This is a genomic window from Stenotrophomonas sp. SAU14A_NAIMI4_8 (genome assembly GCF_003086695.1).
Taxonomy (GTDB): Bacteria; Pseudomonadota; Gammaproteobacteria; order Xanthomonadales; family Xanthomonadaceae; genus Stenotrophomonas.
Genome location: NZ_CP025999.1, coordinates 1,260,434 through 1,277,000 on the forward strand (window position 1 = coordinate 1,260,434; position 16,567 = coordinate 1,277,000).

The 16,567-nt window shown below is 68.1% G+C and carries 18 protein-coding genes; 10 read left to right on the plus strand and 8 right to left on the minus strand.

Going from position 1 to position 16,567, the window contains the following annotated elements:
- Nucleotides 1-30 precede the first annotated feature (30 nt).
- From C1930_RS05840 to C1930_RS05850, 3 genes are all read left to right on the plus strand, one after another.
- Nucleotides 31-1,566, plus strand: a complete 1,536-nt coding sequence (locus C1930_RS05840) for a TerC family protein (protein WP_108771287.1) — start codon at nucleotides 31-33, stop codon at nucleotides 1,564-1,566.
- Between the two features lie 64 nt (nucleotides 1,567-1,630).
- On the plus strand, nucleotides 1,631-2,794 hold the full coding sequence (locus tag C1930_RS05845; RefSeq protein WP_108772544.1) for a metallophosphoesterase: 1,164 nt from the start codon (nucleotides 1,631-1,633) through the stop codon (nucleotides 2,792-2,794).
- Between the two features lie 81 nt (nucleotides 2,795-2,875).
- Entirely contained in the window at nucleotides 2,876-3,301 is a 426-nt protein-coding gene (locus tag C1930_RS05850; protein ID WP_108755646.1) for a hypothetical protein, read from the plus strand.
- Nucleotides 3,302-3,312: 11 nt separating this feature from the next.
- Here the strand turns inward: C1930_RS05850 and C1930_RS05855 are convergent, their stop codons facing one another.
- From C1930_RS05855 to C1930_RS05875, 5 genes are all read right to left on the minus strand, one after another.
- Nucleotides 3,313-3,948, minus strand: coding sequence for a ferric reductase-like transmembrane domain-containing protein (locus C1930_RS05855; protein WP_108771288.1), 636 nt, complete (start codon nucleotides 3,946-3,948; stop codon nucleotides 3,313-3,315).
- A gap of 51 nt (nucleotides 3,949-3,999) precedes the next feature.
- The gene (locus tag C1930_RS05860) at nucleotides 4,000-4,734 is read right to left on the minus strand and encodes a putative DNA-binding domain-containing protein (RefSeq protein WP_108771289.1); all 735 of its coding nucleotides are present in this window, start codon (nucleotides 4,732-4,734) and stop codon (nucleotides 4,000-4,002) included.
- Entirely contained in the window at nucleotides 4,727-5,572 is an 846-nt protein-coding gene (locus C1930_RS05865) for a DUF692 domain-containing protein (RefSeq protein ID WP_108771290.1), read from the minus strand. The genes C1930_RS05860 and C1930_RS05865 overlap by 8 nt, the downstream gene beginning before the upstream one ends.
- 54 nt (nucleotides 5,573-5,626) lie before the next feature.
- Nucleotides 5,627-6,103, minus strand: coding sequence for an EF-hand domain-containing protein (locus C1930_RS05870; protein WP_108755650.1), 477 nt, complete (start codon nucleotides 6,101-6,103; stop codon nucleotides 5,627-5,629).
- A 94-nt stretch (nucleotides 6,104-6,197) separates the two neighbouring features.
- A complete protein-coding gene (locus C1930_RS05875; RefSeq protein ID WP_108771291.1) occupies nucleotides 6,198-6,842 on the minus strand; it encodes a DoxX family protein in 645 nt (214 codons plus the stop codon).
- Nucleotides 6,843-7,184: 342 nt separating this feature from the next.
- Between C1930_RS05875 and C1930_RS05880 the strand changes: the two genes are divergently transcribed.
- The 5 genes from C1930_RS05880 to C1930_RS05900 all read left to right on the plus strand — a co-directional run bounded on the left by C1930_RS05880 (nucleotide 7,185) and on the right by C1930_RS05900 (nucleotide 12,046).
- The gene (locus tag C1930_RS05880; protein ID WP_108771292.1) at nucleotides 7,185-7,979 is read left to right on the plus strand and encodes an alpha/beta hydrolase; all 795 of its coding nucleotides are present in this window, start codon (nucleotides 7,185-7,187) and stop codon (nucleotides 7,977-7,979) included.
- A gap of 3 nt (nucleotides 7,980-7,982) precedes the next feature.
- Nucleotides 7,983-8,528 (plus strand): redoxin family protein, encoded by a 546-nt coding sequence (locus C1930_RS05885; protein ID WP_108771293.1) that lies wholly within the window; start codon nucleotides 7,983-7,985, stop codon nucleotides 8,526-8,528.
- A 55-nt stretch (nucleotides 8,529-8,583) separates the two neighbouring features.
- On the plus strand, nucleotides 8,584-9,324 hold the full coding sequence (locus C1930_RS05890) for a response regulator (RefSeq protein ID WP_108748893.1): 741 nt from the start codon (nucleotides 8,584-8,586) through the stop codon (nucleotides 9,322-9,324).
- Nucleotides 9,321-10,634 carry a HAMP domain-containing sensor histidine kinase gene (locus tag C1930_RS05895; RefSeq protein WP_108771294.1) on the plus strand — a complete coding sequence of 438 codons (1,314 nt, stop codon included), beginning with the start codon at nucleotides 9,321-9,323 and terminating at the stop codon, nucleotides 10,632-10,634. The genes C1930_RS05890 and C1930_RS05895 overlap by 4 nt, the downstream gene beginning before the upstream one ends.
- A gap of 152 nt (nucleotides 10,635-10,786) precedes the next feature.
- On the plus strand, nucleotides 10,787-12,046 hold the full coding sequence (locus C1930_RS05900; protein ID WP_108771295.1) for an MFS transporter: 1,260 nt from the start codon (nucleotides 10,787-10,789) through the stop codon (nucleotides 12,044-12,046).
- Between the two features lie 4 nt (nucleotides 12,047-12,050).
- Here the strand turns inward: C1930_RS05900 and C1930_RS05905 are convergent, their stop codons facing one another.
- Entirely contained in the window at nucleotides 12,051-12,998 is a 948-nt protein-coding gene (locus C1930_RS05905; protein WP_108771296.1) for a nucleoside hydrolase, read from the minus strand.
- 153 nt (nucleotides 12,999-13,151) lie between these two features.
- On the opposite strand from C1930_RS05905, the gene C1930_RS05910 reads away from it, so the two are divergent.
- Complete coding sequence (locus tag C1930_RS05910; RefSeq protein ID WP_108771297.1) at nucleotides 13,152-13,607, plus strand: hypothetical protein; 456 nt, start codon at nucleotides 13,152-13,154, stop codon at nucleotides 13,605-13,607.
- Nucleotides 13,608-13,638: 31 nt separating this feature from the next.
- Complete coding sequence (locus C1930_RS05915) at nucleotides 13,639-13,953, plus strand: hypothetical protein (RefSeq protein WP_108771298.1); 315 nt, start codon at nucleotides 13,639-13,641, stop codon at nucleotides 13,951-13,953.
- A gap of 245 nt (nucleotides 13,954-14,198) precedes the next feature.
- On the opposite strand, the gene C1930_RS05920 is transcribed toward C1930_RS05915, so the two are convergent.
- The gene (locus C1930_RS05920; protein ID WP_108771299.1) at nucleotides 14,199-14,918 is read right to left on the minus strand and encodes a GntR family transcriptional regulator; all 720 of its coding nucleotides are present in this window, start codon (nucleotides 14,916-14,918) and stop codon (nucleotides 14,199-14,201) included.
- Between the two features lie 240 nt (nucleotides 14,919-15,158).
- Nucleotides 15,159-16,526 carry an SLC13 family permease gene (locus C1930_RS05925; RefSeq protein WP_108752453.1) on the minus strand — a complete coding sequence of 456 codons (1,368 nt, stop codon included), beginning with the start codon at nucleotides 16,524-16,526 and terminating at the stop codon, nucleotides 15,159-15,161.
- Between the last annotated feature and the right edge of the window lie 41 nt (nucleotides 16,527-16,567).

A 16,567-nucleotide genomic window follows, 5' to 3' on the forward strand; every position in this document is an offset into this window, starting at 1 on the left:
TTCCCCTACTACTGAACAAACGGAACTGAAATGGAATGGTTGGCTGACCCCTCGATCTGGATGGGCCTTGCAACCCTGATCGTGCTGGAAATCGTGCTGGGCATCGACAACCTGGTGTTCATCGCGATCCTGGCCGACAAGCTGCCCCCGCACCAGCGCGACCGCGCACGGGTGATCGGCCTGGCCCTGGCCCTGCTGATGCGCCTGGTGCTGCTGGCGGCACTGTCGTGGATCATGAAGCTGACCGAGCCGCTGCTGGTGCTGTTCGAGCACAGCTTCTCCGGCCGTGACCTGATCCTGCTGGGCGGTGGCCTGTTCCTGCTGTTCAAGGGCACCATGGAACTGCACGAGCGGCTGGAAGGCCGCCAGCACCACGACGATGGCAAGAAGGTCTACGCCAGTTTCGCCATGGTGGTGGCGCAGATCGTGGTGCTCGATGCGGTGTTCTCGCTGGATTCGGTGATCACCGCCGTCGGCATGGTCGACAACCTGGGCGTGATGTACGCCGCGGTGACCATTGCCATGGCGCTGATGCTGCTGGCCAGCAAGCCGCTCACCCGCTTCGTCAACAAGCACCCGACCGTGGTGGTGCTGTGCCTGGGCTTCCTGCTGATGATCGGCTTCAGCCTGGTGGCCGAAGGCCTGGGTTACAAGATTCCGAAGGGCTATCTGTACGCAGCCATCGCGTTCTCGATCCTGGTGGAAGCCTTCAACCAGTGGGTGCGCTTCAACCGTGAGCGCAACGAGCGCCGCCAGCCGTTCCGCCAGCGTACCGCCGACGCCGTGCTGCGCATGCTGGGGGCACGCCCGGCCAACGGCCACGACGATGGCCACGGCGAGGAAGAACATGCAGATGAGGAGCGCCTGCAGCCGGCCGAGCACGAGATGATCCGCAGCGTGCTGGGCCTGGCCGATCGGCCGGTGTCCAGCGTGATGACCGTACGTGCCGATGTGCAGTGGATCGACCTGGCCCGTGGCCATGAGGATGTGGTGGCGCGCCTGGTGGCATCGCCGCATACACGACTGCTGGTGGGCGAGGGCGACCTGGACAGCCTGCGGGGCGTGGTGCAGAGCCGCGACCTGCTGGCCGACCTGCTGCAGGGCCGTCCCTTGCAGCTGGAGGCCAACCTGCGCGCGCCGCAGTACGTGCTGTCCAGCGCCAGTGCCTTGCAGGCGCTGGAACTGATCCGCCAGCACCCGGTGCCGCTGGCGGTGGCGGTGGACGAGTACGGCAGCGTGGAAGGCCTGGTGACCGCCAATGACCTGCTGGCGGCCATTGCCGGTGACCTTGCCGACACCCAGGACGAGCGCTACGGCGTGGTGGCACAGGGCGATGACGAATGGGAGGCCGATGGCGCGCTGACCCTGGATGACCTGCAGCGGATGACTGGCGTGGCCCTGCCGCGCAGCGCCGACTACATGACCATTTCCGGCCTGGTGCTGGATCAGCTGGGGCGCCTGCCCGACGCGGGCGACAGCGTGGACGTGGCCGGTTTCCGCATCACCGTGCTGGCCATGGAAACCCGCCGCATCGCCCGCCTGCGCGTGCAGCGTCTGGCGTCGTAACGCGCGGAAATTTCTCCTACCTTTTGCAACCTTGGTCGGTCACCATGGCCGCCCCACGTTCTGGATTCACGTTGTGCTGAGTACTGTTGGATTGTTGATGGGCCTGTACGTGGCCTGGCGCCTGTTCTGGCCGCTGCGGCTGCCGCTCTGGGCCAAGGCGCTGTTGTCGCTGCTGCTGGTGGCGTTGGCGGTGCAGCTGCGCATTGTTGCCACCTTCTGGGGCACGATGGCCTCGCCGGAAATTCCCAAGCTGGCCATCGCCGTGCTGGCCACCGGTTCCACCGCCGTGCTGCTGCTGGCGCTGGCCCTGCTGGTGATGGATGCGGGCCTGCTGCTGTCGCGCCTGCTGCGCTGGCCGCGCGTGGTGACAGCGCTGCGCGCCCGTATGCTGCGGCCGCTGGCGGCTGGATTGGCCCTGCTGCTCAGTGGTTACGGTGTCAGCCAGGGCATGGCGGTACCGCAGGTGCGGCAGATCGAAGTGAACATGGCCGGGCTGCCGGCGGCGTTCGACGGCTACCGCGTACTGCAACTCACCGACATCCACGCCAGCCGCTTGCTGACCGGCGACTGGGTGCGCCGGGTCGTGGCGGAAAGCAATGCGCTGAAGCCGGACCTGATCGTGATCACTGGCGACCTGATCGATGGCACCGTGGCCGCGCGTCGCGATGATTTCCGGCCCCTGGGTGAACTGCAGGCCGCCGACGGGGTGATCGCCATCACCGGCAACCACGAGTACTACGCGCAGTACCGCGAATGGATGCAGGCGTTCCGCGCGCTGCACATGCAGGTGCTGGAAAACAGTCATACCCAGGTGCGTCGTGGCGATGCGGCGATCACCATCGCCGGTGTCACCGATCCGGTCGCGGCCCGCTACGGCCTGCCGCTTCCCGATCTGGACGCCGCCCTGGCCGGTGCCGACCCGGCCGCGCCGGTGATCCTGCTGGACCACCGCCCGCGCAACGCGCGCGAAGCGGCCGAGCGCGGCGTGCAGCTGCAGTTGTCCGGGCATACCCATGGCGGCCAGATCATCGGCATGGACCAGCTGGTGAAGCGCGCCAATGGTGGTTACGTGTCCGGCCGCTACGCGGTCAATGACATGACCCTGTACGTCAGCAACGGCGCCGGCCTGTGGGCGGGCTTCCCCGCGCGGATCGGCGTACCCTCGGAGATCACCCTGATCACCCTGCGCCCGGGGTCGGACCCCTTGGCCAAAGGCCAAGGGCTCTGACCCACCGCCAGCCAACCCGGGGTCGGATCCCTTGGCAACGCCAAGGGCTCTGACCCCAAGGACCCGCACACCACGGCAACCATGGCCCACCCCCGCGCCCCGCTGGAACGACTGATCCGCGGCAACGCCGATGAAATCAACCGGCTGCAGCGACTCATCCACGAGACGGCGGCGCTGCGCTGGCGTGGGCCGGAAGAGAAGCAGCGCCATGCCGAGGCCTGTGCGCAGTTCCACCAACGGTATGCGGAGCTGGCGTTTCCCGGTGGCTATGCACACGCCCTGCAGCAGTTGGCCGCGCACGATCCCAACATCGTCGATGGTGTGCTGACGTTCCTGGAAGTGCGTCCGTACTTCTTCCGCTCCGGTTACATGTGGAACACCCTGTACAAGCGCGTGCAGCGGGTGCCGATGGGAGTGAACCAGCAGGCGCGCCTGCAGGTGATCGTCGCGGCGTACAAGGCCTATCGCGAGGGGTCAGATCCCTTTGCCACCGGCAAAGGGCTCTGACCCCCAGTCCGTCACGCCGCCCGCAACGGGCGCGTACGCGCACTGCGCTTCAGTGACTGCCCACGCTTGGCGATGGCGCGTACCACGAAGGCAGTGAACAGCAGCGCCGACGGCACGGCGTACCAGAAGTTGGCCGGTACGCGCTTGAAGTACGAATAGGTGAACACCGCGGCGATGATCCACATGCCGGTGGTGTGCAGGCGTCGCCATGCCGTGGGCCCCATGCGCAGGGCGATGCCGCGCTGCGAGGTGATCGCCAGCGCCAGGATCGCCACGTAGCCCACCGTGCCGGGCAGGTTGGCCAGGGCCGAGCGCGCCGGCCAGAACGCCGGGTTCAGAATGCCGAACGTGGTGATCGCCACGGCATGCAGCAGGTGCGAGAACGCGAACGACAGGCCGATGATGCGGCGCTCGCGCAGCAGGAAGTGGGTGGTTGGCCCGGGCAGCAGACTGGCGAACGATGACGCGGTGAACGCGGCCAGGAACAGCACGAACGAGGTGCGTGCGGTCACCCGGATGGCCGCGCGGCTGCCCTCCACCACGTCGGGTTGCAGAGCGAATGCGGCCATTGCGAAGGCGATCAGCACCACGGCGATGGCCACGAACAGACGCCAGCCGTGCAGGAAGGAAGGGGTTGAAGCAGCCATGGTCAGACCTCGATGAAGGAAGAAGGGAAGGGCGGCCGGTGGCCGCAGGGTTCAGGCGCTGCGCGCTGCGACCAGCACGCCGGCTGCGCACAGGTGGGCGAGCAGCGGTGCGGTGGCGGCCTGCAGTTCGCCGCGGTCGACACCGTGAGCGTCGGCCAGCAGCTGCAGCGCCTCATCCACGCGCGCGCCGTCATTGCCCAGTGCGGTCAGCAGGGCGTAGGCCAGCGGTGCCAGCACCTGCGTGTGCAGGCTGAAATCGGCGTGGCGATGCAGCAACAGCAAAGTCGGCGCCGCCTCGGGCCGCGTGGTCAGCACCTCGTCCTGGTGCACCGGCCACTGGTAGCCCAGCACACGCACGTGTGTGGACAGTGCCAGCACATGCGTGCCCGTTGCGGCCTGTTCGAGCGCCTGCCCGGGATCGCGTGCCTCGATATGCAGCGCCTGCTGCGTGCTTTCGTAGTGCGCAAGTTCTGCGGCCCAGCCTGGCAGTGCCAGCGTGTCCTGCATTGCCAGCCAGGCGGCGAACTCGCCGGCAATCTGCGGGAACATCGGGGTATGGCAGGCATGGCGGGCGTAGTAATGCTCGACCATGCCGCGCCAGCGTGGCCCGCCCAGGTGCTGCTGCAGGCGCGGCAGGCTGCCGGCCAGCAGGCTGTCCAGGCTGTCGATGCACAGGCGGCGATAGACCGCCAGCCGCCGCGCGTCGATGCCCGCCGGTGCCGGCGTGGACGGGTCACGCACATGCCCGGCCCAACGCTGCTGCAGGGTGGCCAGTGTCTCAGCCATGGGCCACCTCGGGCTGCAGCACATCGATCTGGGCCTGGCGGATCTGCTCCACCTCGGCCAGCAGCTCGGCCAGCGGCGGAAAATTGAAATCGCGTTCCAGCAGGGTGGGTCGCACGCCAACACGCGCATAGGCCTCGCGCAGCAGCGCCCACACCACGCCTTTCACCGGCGCGCCATGGGTGTCGATCTTGAAGCCGTCGTCTTCGTCGAAGTGCCCAGCTACATGCAGCGACGCCACGCGGTGGGCCGGTACACGGGCGAGGAAATCGAAGGCGTCGTAGCCGTTGTTGCAGGCGTTGACGAAAACGTTGTTCACGTCCAGCAGCAGGTCACAGTCGGCTTCGTCCAGCACGGCATTGATGAAGTCGATCTCGCTCATGTCCGCGCCAGGCACGGCGTAGTAGGAAATGTTTTCCACCGCGATGCGCCGCCCCAGCATGTCCTGCACCTGGGCGATGCGACCGGCGACGTGGTGTACCGCTTCGGCAGTGAAGGGCAGCGGCAGCAGGTCGTAAACATGGCCGCCGGCGGCGCAGTAGCTCAGGTGTTCGCTGTACAGCTGCACCTGGTGCAGATCGAGGAAGGCGCGGGTCTGCGCCAGCAGGGTCTGGTCCAACGGGTCCGGCCCACCCAGCGACAACGACAGGCCATGGCAGGTCAGGCGATGGCGTTCGCTCAGCTGGCGCAGCGCGGCACCGTGGGCGCCGCCCACGCCAATCCAGTTGTCCGGCGAGACTTCCAGGAAATCGATGGCATCGGCCGGCATGGCCAGCAGTTCATCGATCAGGCCGCGGCGCAGGCCAAGACCGGCGCTGGCAGGGGGCAGGGGCGTGTGCATGCGCTTACTCCAGGGCAAGGGCGCCGCCGTTGCGGCGGCGCCGGGTGGGGGCAATCAGTCGTTGACGCGGGAGAACAGACCCTTCGGCATCGGCTTGCCGTGGGCGGTGTAGACGCTGCGCAGGTAGTCGTGTGCTTCCTGTTCGCTGATGTAGCCATCGTGGTTGGTGTCGATGCGATCGAACTCGGCGGCGCGCTCGCCGGCCACGGCGTTGAACTCGGCCCGCGAGACGCGGCCGTCGTGGTCACGGTCGGTGCGGGCAAACGAGGCATCGCCACACTTGCCTTCACCGCACTGGCCTTCGGCCACCTTGGCCTTGCCGGCGGGTTTGCTGGTGCTGGCCTTGTTGGCGCCGCACTTGCCTTCACCGCACTTGCCTTCGGCGGCGGCGCTCATGGATACCGCGCTGATTGCCAACGGTTGGATCGCAGCGGCCTGGCCGGCCAGCAGCAGGCCACCGGCCAGGGCGATGCCAATGGCGCCGATGCGCGGCAGGCGGGAAGCAGAGGTGTTCTTGGTCGAGACGGACATGGTGGTGACTCCTTGGGATTGCACGCAGGGCGTGCGGGATGGACGCCGCATGGCGCGACGGAAAGCGAAAGGGATGCGCAGTGAGTGCGCTGGATCAGGCGCTGCGGCGACGGCGCAGCGCGTAGGCCAGCAGCAGGACCCCGCCGAGCGCGGCGCCGCCGAAACCGATGCCGGGCAGCAGCGCGGCGACGGGCAGCAGCAGGGCGATCAGGCTGACGCCCCAGCCCAGGCCGTCATCGCCAACCGTGGCGCGCTGTCGGCCGGCCAGCAGCTGGTCCAGGCTGAGTGCGCCGCCGCCGTTGAGGATCAGCGGCAGCAACATGGCCAGGAACAGCAGCGGCAGCTTGAAGTTGCCGTAGCCCTGGTCGGTGATCGCATAGCCCTGCCAGAGTTCGCCCAGGCCGTTCCACTGGTCGGGCCAATGCACGGCGGCAATGGCGACGATGGTCAGCACCCAGAAGATGTAGGCCACCGAACGCGTGGCCAGGCCCAGCAGCAACAGCACTGCACCGACCAGCTCCAGCCAGGTGGCCAACTGCCAGTTCAGCGATGCCGGCAGGGTGGAGAACGGGAACGGGAAGCGCCCGTCCAGATCGGCGAACCAGTTCTGCCCGCCCAGCTTCTCGCGGCCGGATTCGAAGAATTCCCAGGCCAGCAGTGCACGCAGGGCCAGCGGCGAGAGCCAGCGGCCAACGGCATTCAGGCGGGGGGTATAGCGCGAAGCGGCGGTGCTGATCATGGAGGTGTCCTGCGGGCCAGTGGTCGATGGAGACCATTTCGAGCCACGCAGGTATCGGCAACGTGTGCCGTTGCCCGGGGTTTTGTCAGCCACTGTGGCCGCGGCAGGGGTTTCGTACAGTCCGATACAAAGACGCCGGGTCGCGTGTTCGCCGGGCGCGGCCCGGTGCTACCGGGTGGTAAAGGTTCCCCGCACGTACGCGCGAGGATGCCCGGCGGCCGAATGTATCCCACTGTAGGAACCCGCCACCGCCCTACAGTCCGGTACAACTCGGCCCCGCAGCGAAACAGCGCCGATACACCCGCAGGCGGAAATGGCCACTCCCAACCCTGGAGTGCTCCCATGATCCGCACCACCCTGCTTGCCGCCACCCTGGCTCTGGCCGGCGCCGCCACCCCCGCCTTCGCCGCGCAGGCCGATGCCGGCGCGCCGCCCACCGTCATCCTGGTGCACGGCGCCTTCGCCGATGGCTCCAGCTGGAACAAGGTCATCAGCACGCTGCACGATTGGAAGGTACCGGCAGTGGCGGTGCAGAACCCGCTCACGTCGCTGGCCGACGATGTCGCGGCCACCCGTCGTGCGATCGCTGCGGCGCCCGGCAAGGTGGTGCTGGTCGGCCACAGCTGGGGTGGCACGGTCATCACCGAAGCGGGCAACGATCCCAAGGTGCAGGCGCTGGTCTACGTGGCCGCCTTCGCACCCGATGTCGGCCAATCGTCGGCACAGCAGGGCGAGGGGTTCCCGGTGGGCCCGGGCCTGACCCGCCTGCAGGACCGCGATGGCTACCTGAGCCTGCCGGCCGATGCCATCGCCCAGGACTTCGCGCCGGACGTGATGAAGAAGACCGCAGCGCTGCTGTACAGCACCCAGGTGCCGCTGAAGGCCAGCGCCCTTGGCGAAGCCGTCACCACCGCCGCCTGGCGTGGCAAGCCGAGCTGGTACGTGCTCAGTCGCGACGACCGCATGCTGTCGCCGCAACTGCAGGCCGCCACTGCAAAGCGCATCGGTGCACAGCTGCAGTCGGTCGGCAGCAGCCACGTGTCGCTGCTCTCGCACCCGGCGCAGGTGGCCGACACCATCCTGGAAGCGGCGGGGGTGAAGCCGGCCGAGCTGCCGCTGGCCGAGCAGGGGGGCTGAGCGATGGCCACGCTGCGCACCTACGCCCTGCCGTTGCTGCTGGCCCTGATCGGTGGCGCGGCACTGCTGCTGGTCTGGCCCAGCCCCGCCGCGGACGCGCAACCGGCCGAGCCCGTTGCCGCGGCCGGTTTCGACGGCGGCGGACCCTGGCACAACAGCCCGCCGCTGCGCCTGGAGCAGTTGCGCGGGCAGGTGGTGCTGGTCGAGTTCTGGACCTATGCCTGCAGCAACTGCCTGAACGTGGCGCCTTACGTGCACCAGTGGCACGCACGCTACGCACCGAAGGGCCTGCGCGTGGTGGGCGTGCACACGCCCGAGTTCGCCTATGAGGGACTGCAGGGCAACGTGCGCCACGCGATCCGTCGCCTGGATATCACCTGGCCGGTGGTGCAGGACAACCAGTACCGGATCTGGAACGCATGGGGCAACCGCTTCTGGCCGGCGCTGTACCTGGTCGACCGGCAGGGCCGGGTGGTCTACCGGCACTACGGCGAAGGTGACTACGCGCGTACCGAAAGCGAAATCCAGCGCCTGCTGGCCAGTCCCTGAGCCGCGCTACCATGGCCGCGCCGCGCGGCCTTTCCCTGTCTTCATCGAGAACGCCATGAACCACGTACCGCACATTCTTGTCGTCGACGATGACAGTGACATCCGGCAGATGCTGGCCGACTACCTGCAGCGCAACGGCTTGCGCGTCAGCCAGGCCGACGGCGGCCGGGCCATGCGCGCGCTGATGGATACCCACGCGGTGGACCTGGTGGTGCTGGACGTGATGATGCCCGGCGAGGACGGCCTGAGCCTGTGCCGCAACCTGCGTGCGGGCAAGCATCGTGCGGTGCCGGTGGTGCTGCTGACCGCGCGCGATGATGAAACCGATCGCATCATCGGCCTGGAAATGGGCGCCGATGATTACGTGACCAAGCCGTTCTCCTCGCGCGAGCTTCTGGCGCGCATCAATGCGGTGATCCGCCGCACGCAGATGCTGCCGCCGAACCTGCAGGTGAGTGAAGCGGGGCGCCAGTTGGCGTTCGGCGAATGGCGGCTGGATACCACCGCACGCCATCTGCTGGATGCGCAGGACACCGCCTATCCGCTCAGTGGTGCCGAATTCCGCCTGCTGCGCGTGTTCCTGGACCATGCCAACCGCGTGCTCAGCCGCGACCAGCTGCTCAGCCTCACCCAGGGTCGCGATGCCGAACTGTTCGACCGTTCCATCGACCTGCTGGTCAGCCGCGTGCGCCAGCGCCTGGGCGATGATGCGCGCGAGCCGACCTACATCAAGACGGTGCGCAGCGAAGGCTATGTGTTCAGCGTACCGGTGCAGTTGCTGGGGCCGCAGGAATGAAGGCCGTCGCGCGCCGCCTGCCGTGGCCGCGCACGTTGTCCGCGCGCCTGCTGCTGTTGTTGCTGGGCGGGCTGACCCTGGCGCACGCGCTGTCCTTCGGCCTGTTGTTCTTCGAGCGCTACCAGGCCACCCGCAGCATGATGCTGCGCAACCTGGACGAAGACGTGGCGGTGAGCGTGGCCCTGCTGGAGCACCTGCCGGCCCGTGAGCGCGCGGCCTGGGTGCCGCGGCTGGAGAGGCGCACGTATCGCTACCTGCTGCGCCCGGCGGCAGCGGGGCCGGCGCTTGAAACCGAGCGTGCGCGCCAGGTCACCGCGATCATCGATGACAGCCTGGAACACCGCTATCCGCTGCAGGCGCGCCAGGTTGCGCGCCTTCCGGAGCGCTTCGAAGTGGAGCTGAAGCTGCACGACGGTACGCCGTTGACCATCGAAGTGACCCCTTCGGGGCTGCCGCTGGCGCGCTGGTTGCCGGCGGTGCTGCTGCTGCAGCTGGCCCTGTTGCTGGCGTGCGCGTGGTTGGCGGTGCGCCTGGCCATGAAGCCGCTGGCGCGTCTGTCGCAGGCGGTTGAACAACTGCAGCCGGGCAGTGATGCCGCGCCGCTGGCAGAGGATGGGCCGGCCGAAGTCGGCGCCGCGGCCGCGGCGCTCAATGGCCTGCAGACACGCATCCGTGGCCATGTCAGCGAGCGCCTGCAGATTCTGGCGGCCATCTCGCACGATCTGCAGACGCCGATCACGCGCATGAAGCTGCGCGTGGAAACACTGCCGGAAGATGCCACCCAGCAGCGCCTACTGGATGACCTGGACCACCTGGGGCAACTGGTGCGCGAAGGCGTGGCCTATGCACGCAGCAGCCATGTGGCCAGCGGCGCGCCGGTGGCGATGGATCTGGGCGCGTTCCTGGCCAGTGTGGTGGGCGACTATGAAGACATGGGCAAGCCGGTTACGGGGGGTGCGGCCGCGGGCCTGACCGTGCAGACCTGGCCGCAGCCGCTGCGGCGGGTGGTCGGCAACCTGGTCGACAACGCAGTGCGCTACGCCGGCAGCGCCGAGATCGAGGCGGGGCGCGATGCGGCGGGCAGGGTGTGGATCGCCGTGTCCGACCGCGGCCCCGGCATTCCCGAGGCCGAGCTGCAGGCGGTACTGGCGCCGTTCCATCGCCTGGAACAATCGCGCAACCGCGATACCGGCGGCACCGGGCTGGGGTTGGCCATCGCCGTGCAGCTGGCGCAGTCGCTGGGCGGTTCGCTGCAGCTGCGCAACCGCGACGGTGGCGGCCTGCAGGCGCGGCTGCAGCTGCCGGGGTGAAGAGCAAGGGGTCAGATCCCTTTGCCATGGCAAAGGGCTCTGACCCCACAATCGCCCGCGTGGGGTCAGAGCCCGTTTCCTGTGGAAACGGGATCCGACCCCGATGCACTGCGCCGTCACTGCGCGCGTGACACCCTGCCGCCATGAATGAGATGACGGCGGCGCGGCAGCGTTCGATGTGGGTGGCTGGCCTGTCCACCGTGGTGGAGTGGTACGACTTCACCCTGTACCTGTACTTCGCCACCGTGCTGTCACGGGTGTTTTTTGGTGGCGGTGAGCAGGCCATGCTGGTCACCCTGGCCGGCTTCGCGGTCTCCTATCTGATGCGTCCGCTGGGCGCCTTGTGCTTCGGCCACCTGGGCGATCGTCTTGGCCGGCGCTGGATGCTGCTGGCCTCGATGGCATTGATGGCCGCGGCGATGCTGGCTACCGCACTGCTGCCCACGGCTGCCACCGCAGGCGCTACGGCTGGCGTGCTGTTGCTGCTCCTGCGCTGCGTGATGGCGTTCTCGGTAGGTGGCGAATACACCGGCGTGGTGGCCTACCTACTGGAAAGCGCACCGGCGCGGCGGCGCGGCCTGGTCACCTCGTTGGCGTCGGCCGCCAGTGAGGTCGGCGCGCTGCTGGCGGTGGCGATTTCCGCGGTGACGGTGGCGCTGCTCACGCCGGCACAGCTGGATGGCTGGGGCTGGCGCATTCCGTTCTTCGTTGGCGCCGCGCTGGCGCTGGTGATCCTGATTGCACGCTCGGGCATGCACGAGTCCCCCGAATTCGAGCGGCAGCGGCGCGAGGGCAGCATTCCGGCCACGCCGCTGCGGCACGTGCTGCGCCACCATCCTGGCGCAGTGGCGCGTACGTTCGCGATTTCCGCGCTCGGGTCGATCACCTACTACGTGGGCATCACCTATGTGCCGGCGTTCCTGCATGCGCAGGGCCACGATGAGGGCGATGCGCTGTGGTTGTCCACGGTTGCGGCGGTGGCCGTGATTGCGATCACGCCGCTGTGCGGTGCGCTGTCCGACCGTTTCGGGCGGCGTCCGCTGTTGCTGGTACTCACCGCGCTGGCGGCGCTGCTGCCGCTGTCGATGTTCGGCGCGATGGCGCAGGCCTCGCCGCTGGGCATGGCGCTGGCGGCGGTGGTGCTGGCCTGCGTGGCCGGCGGAGTGAGCGCGGTAGCCGCACCGGCCACGGCCGAGCAGTTTCCCGGCGAGGGCCGGGTGAGCGGGCTGGCCTTGGGCGTGACCATGGCCACGGCGGTGTTCGGCGGGGCCACACCCTGGTTGGCGCAGTGGTGGGTGGAACGCAGCGGCTGGGCGGCGGCGCCGGGCGCAATGATCGCGCTGGTGGCCGTGCTGGTGCTGCCGGTGCTGTGGACCCTGCCCGAGACAACCCCGGGCAGGGCCAGACGCTAGGCGATCAGACCTTCAGGGTCTGCGCGATATCGTCCAGTACGGCCGCCGCATCCACGCCGATGGCGATCGACTGCAGCACGTGGCCATCCCACTCGCTGGGGCCGAAGGCCAGGCCTTCCGGCTTGGGAATGGTCATGCCGCGGGCCACGCCGTCGGTGGCCACGCGCACGCTGGCGCGTTCGAACTGGAACAGCTCCGGGCGGGTCAGCGCGATGCAGGCGCAGCAGTCGTGCACCACCATGCCCTTGTGCCCGGCCTGCAGGTAGAAGTCCACGTAGTCCTGCGACAACGCGCGCACCAGTTCGGCGTCGGCACCGCCGATGGCGGCCAGCTGGTCCAGGCCATCGCGGTCCATTTCCACGCAGGTGGTGACATCCAGGCCGATGGCGGTCACCGGCCACTGCGCGGTGAACACGATGTCGGCCGCTTCGGCGTCGCCCCAGATGTTGGCTTCAGCCGCCGGGGTGATGTTGCCGTTCACGTGGAAGGCGCCGCCCATCAGCACCACACCGCGCACCAGGCCGGCGATATCCGGTGCCTGCTGCAGGGCCAGGGCCAGGTTGGTCATGCGGCCCACGGCCACCAGGGTCACTTCGCCCGGGTGCGCGCGCACCAGGTCGATGATCAGCTGGTGCGCCGGGCGCGCATCGGCGGCCACGTCCAGCGTGGCGGGCACCGGGTGGTTGCCCAGCCCATTGTGGCCGTGGATGTGCACCGGCCAGGCTTCCGGGGTGGCCTCGGGCTGCAGCGGGCCGCCTGCGCCACGCGCGACCGGGGCGGCAAAGCCCCAGGCCTGCTTCAGGTACAGCGCGTTGTGGGTGGTCGATTCCACCGAGGCGTTGCCGAAGGTGGTGGTCACGCCCACCAGGTCGATCTGCGGGTGCTTGTGCAGGTACAGCAGGGCCAGGGCGTCATCCACGCCCGGGTCGGTATCGAAAATGACTTTCAGCATGTTGTTGTTCTTCTTCTTCCGTGTGGTGCAAGGGGGCCGGCGGACCCACAGGGCCGGGCCGGCGCGCCCTACATTGTCCCATCTTCATGACAGGCAGGGCGAACCGGCGCGGCGGTGCTATCGTCAGCGGGCATCCAGGGACGGAGTACCGCCATGAAATCCCCCGCGATCCTGCTGGCTGGGCTGCTGTGCCTGGGCGCGGCCATGCCGGCACTGGCCACCTCGCTGGCGCCCAAGCCGTTGCAGGACATGGTTGCCGAGGCCGACCAGATTGTCCGGGCCACGGTGGTGGCGGTGGAAATGGTCGATGGCAGGGGGCGGCCACTGACCGATCCAGACGCCCCTACGGGGCCGGGCGTGAGCAATGAAATCCGCCTGGTGCTGCAGGTGCAGGACGTGCTGCGCTCGCCTGGCAAGGTCCCGGGCACGATCCGGGTGCCGCTGTGGACGATGTGGCATGACAGCCTGGGTCGCGCCCGTGGCGCCTATCTGCACAGCGAAGGCATCTTCCTCCTGAAAAGCGAGCGCCATGCGCCGGTGTATCCGATGGATTTCCAGCGGCCGCTGGAGGAGCGCGCGCGGATCCAGGCACTGATGGGTGCACCATGACCGGACCAGTTCCCCCTTACGGAGACACAGCATGCTGGTGGTAACCCTGATCCTGGTCGCCCTGGTGTTGGGCTTGAACCTCGTCGCCACCTTCGTGGTACTGGGGCGCGAAGAGGTGTCGGCCGGTGGGCGGGCGGTGCAGCTGCTGCTGGTCTGGCTGCTGCCGTTGGTGGGGGCGATCCTGTGTATGGCCGCGGCCACGGCCGACGGGTCCAGCAGCCGGGCCGATGGCAGTGGCGGTGGCAGCTACGATTCCTCGGGCAGCTATTCCAGTGACAGCCACAGCAGCCACAGCCACGGCGGATCGGACTGCAGCAGTGACAGCGGTGGCAGCTGCAGCGATTGAGGCGCAGGCATTTTGTAGAGTCGAGCTTGCTCGACTGCTTCTGCCGTTCGTAGAGTCGAGCTTGCTCGACTGCTTCACGCAACAGCAGTCGAGCAAGCTCGACTCTACCAAGCTGCGGTCAGCCGTCGTTTGTCGTGGCGGCCACAGAACAGCGGTCAGCCGCCGTCAGCCGCCATCGGTGGGGTGGGAACGGGGTCAGACGCCCGTGGTAGCGCCGGGCCATGCCCGGCAGCGCAACCGCCCAGTCAGCCGCCGCCTTCGGTCGGCAACGGCGCGGGCACGTTCAGCAGCCCGCCGCTGGCCACGTAGGCGGCCAGTGCCTGGCCCTGGCTCAGCAGGTGGCGTTCCATGGTGCGCTCGGCCGCGGCCGCATCGCGGCGGCGGAAGCATTCCATCAGCTCACGGTGTTCGGCCAGCGACTGCGCGGTGCGGCCGGGGGCCAGCAACTGGCGCCCGCGGTGCATCTTCAGGATGCGGTGCAGATCGTGGGTGATGCGGATCAGCCACGGGTTGCCGGCGTAGTGCTGCACGGTTTCGTGGATCAGGTAGTTGTTGCGGTAGTACTCGGCAATGTTGCCTTCGGCGGCTGCTCCTTCCATCGCCGCATGCAGCGCTTCCAGGTGCTGCACGCCGGCATCGTCGATGTGCTTCACCGCCTCATGCGCGCAGCGGCCTTCCAGCATCGCCATCACCGGGAACAACTGGTTCAGGTCTTCCAGGGTCAGCCGGGTGACCCGCGCGCCACGGCCGGCATCGATCTGCACCAGACCTTCGGCGGCCAGCAGCTTCAGCGCCTCGCGCAGCGGCGTGCGGCTGATCCCCAGTTCCTCGCACAGCGCGGGCTCGTCGATCCACTCACCGGGCGGCAGACGGTAATCGTAGATGCGCTCGCGCACATGTTCGGCCACCTCTTCATACAGAGGTGCGCGCTTCTTCGGTGAACGCGGAGCAGGAGCGATGGCCATGGTGGAAAGTGTACTGCCTCCCTGCGTGGAACCTGTAACGCGATACGACCGACCCGGAAACCGACTGGCAAAACCGACGGGGTAGAGTCGACTGTCAGTCGACTATCGCGCGAAGCGCGGGGTTCTCCGGCATCAATGCGAGGAGCAGTCGACCAACGGTCGACTCTACCCGTCGAACCCATCCCGCCGAACCCATCCGGCAGGAGGGCGCCGGAACGGTCCGGCGCCCCACGCACTTACTCACATCCAGCCCGGCACCACGAACACCAGCCAGGCCAGCAGTGGGCCAAACACCACCACCAGGCCGCTATAGACCAGGAAGCGGCGGAACAGGGTTTCGCGTTCTTCCTTCGCGGCCGAGGCCACCACCAGTGCGCCATTGGTCGAGAACGGGCTGACATCGACGATGGTGGACGACACTGCCAGCGCGCAGATCACGCCCGCCGCACCCAGATGGCCCTGCATCAGGAATGGCACCGCCAGCGGAATGGTCGCGCCCAGCACCGCGGCCGACGAAGCGAAGGCCGACACGATGCCGCCCACGTAGCAGACCAGCAGCGCGCCCAGCAGCGGAATGCCGATGCTGGAAACCCCATGGCCGATGAAGTCCACCGCGCCGGCATGTTCCAGCACGCCGATGTAGGTCACCACGCCGCAGATCAGCAGCACGGTGGACCAGCTGATGCCATCGACCGCGCCCTTCTGGCTCTGCGGCGACAGCAGCGCCAGCGCCACGGCCACGGTGATCGACACAAGGCCGACGTTGAGGTTGTAGATCAGCGCGGCCACGCCCAGGCCCAGCAGGCCGATCAGGGTGAAGAGGCGTTCGCGGGTGAAGCCCACGGCTTCCAGCGCCACCGGATCGTTGGACAGCGTGCCACCGCCGGCGGCCACCAGTGCGCCATGGCCTTCAATGGCGAACTGCCGCGACGAGGCCTGCGGTCCACCGGCCATCGCCAGTTCCGCCGTACCCACGCCGCCGGTGGCCGTGATCGAGCCGCGGCGCAGCAGGGCGATGCCGCCGAATGCCACGAAGCAGATGATGGCCATCATGAAGTTGAAGCCCAGGCTGGTCAGGAACACCGCCATTTCGGTCACTTCCAGGCCGGCCTTCTGCACCACGCCGTTGGTGATGCTGCCGTACACGCTGATGGGCGAAAAGCCGCCGGCCTGCGCGCCATGGATCACCAGCAGGCCCATCATCAACGGGTTGATGTTGTACTGCTTGGCAAAGCGCAGTGCGACCGGGCCAATGATCGCCACCGCAGCCGGGCCCAGCGCACCGAAGGCGGTCAGCACGGCGGTGATGACGAACATCACCCACGGAATGGCCACGATATGGCCGCGCACCGCTTTCACTGCCCAATGCACCAGTAGATCGATGGTGCCGTTCTTCTGCGCGATCGCGAACAGGTAGGTGATGCCGACCAGGGTCAGGAACAGGTCGCCGGGGAAGCCGGCAAGCACTTCCTTGCCGCCCATGTCGACCCAGAGACCGCCGATGATGAAAGCCAGCGCGAAGGCCACGGCGCCCATGTTGATCGGCATGGCGGTGGCGACGATGAACATGATCACCAGGCCGATGATCGTTGCGATTTGTGGACTCATGCGCCCTCCCAGACACGTGACTCGCGGTACAGCTCGGATGG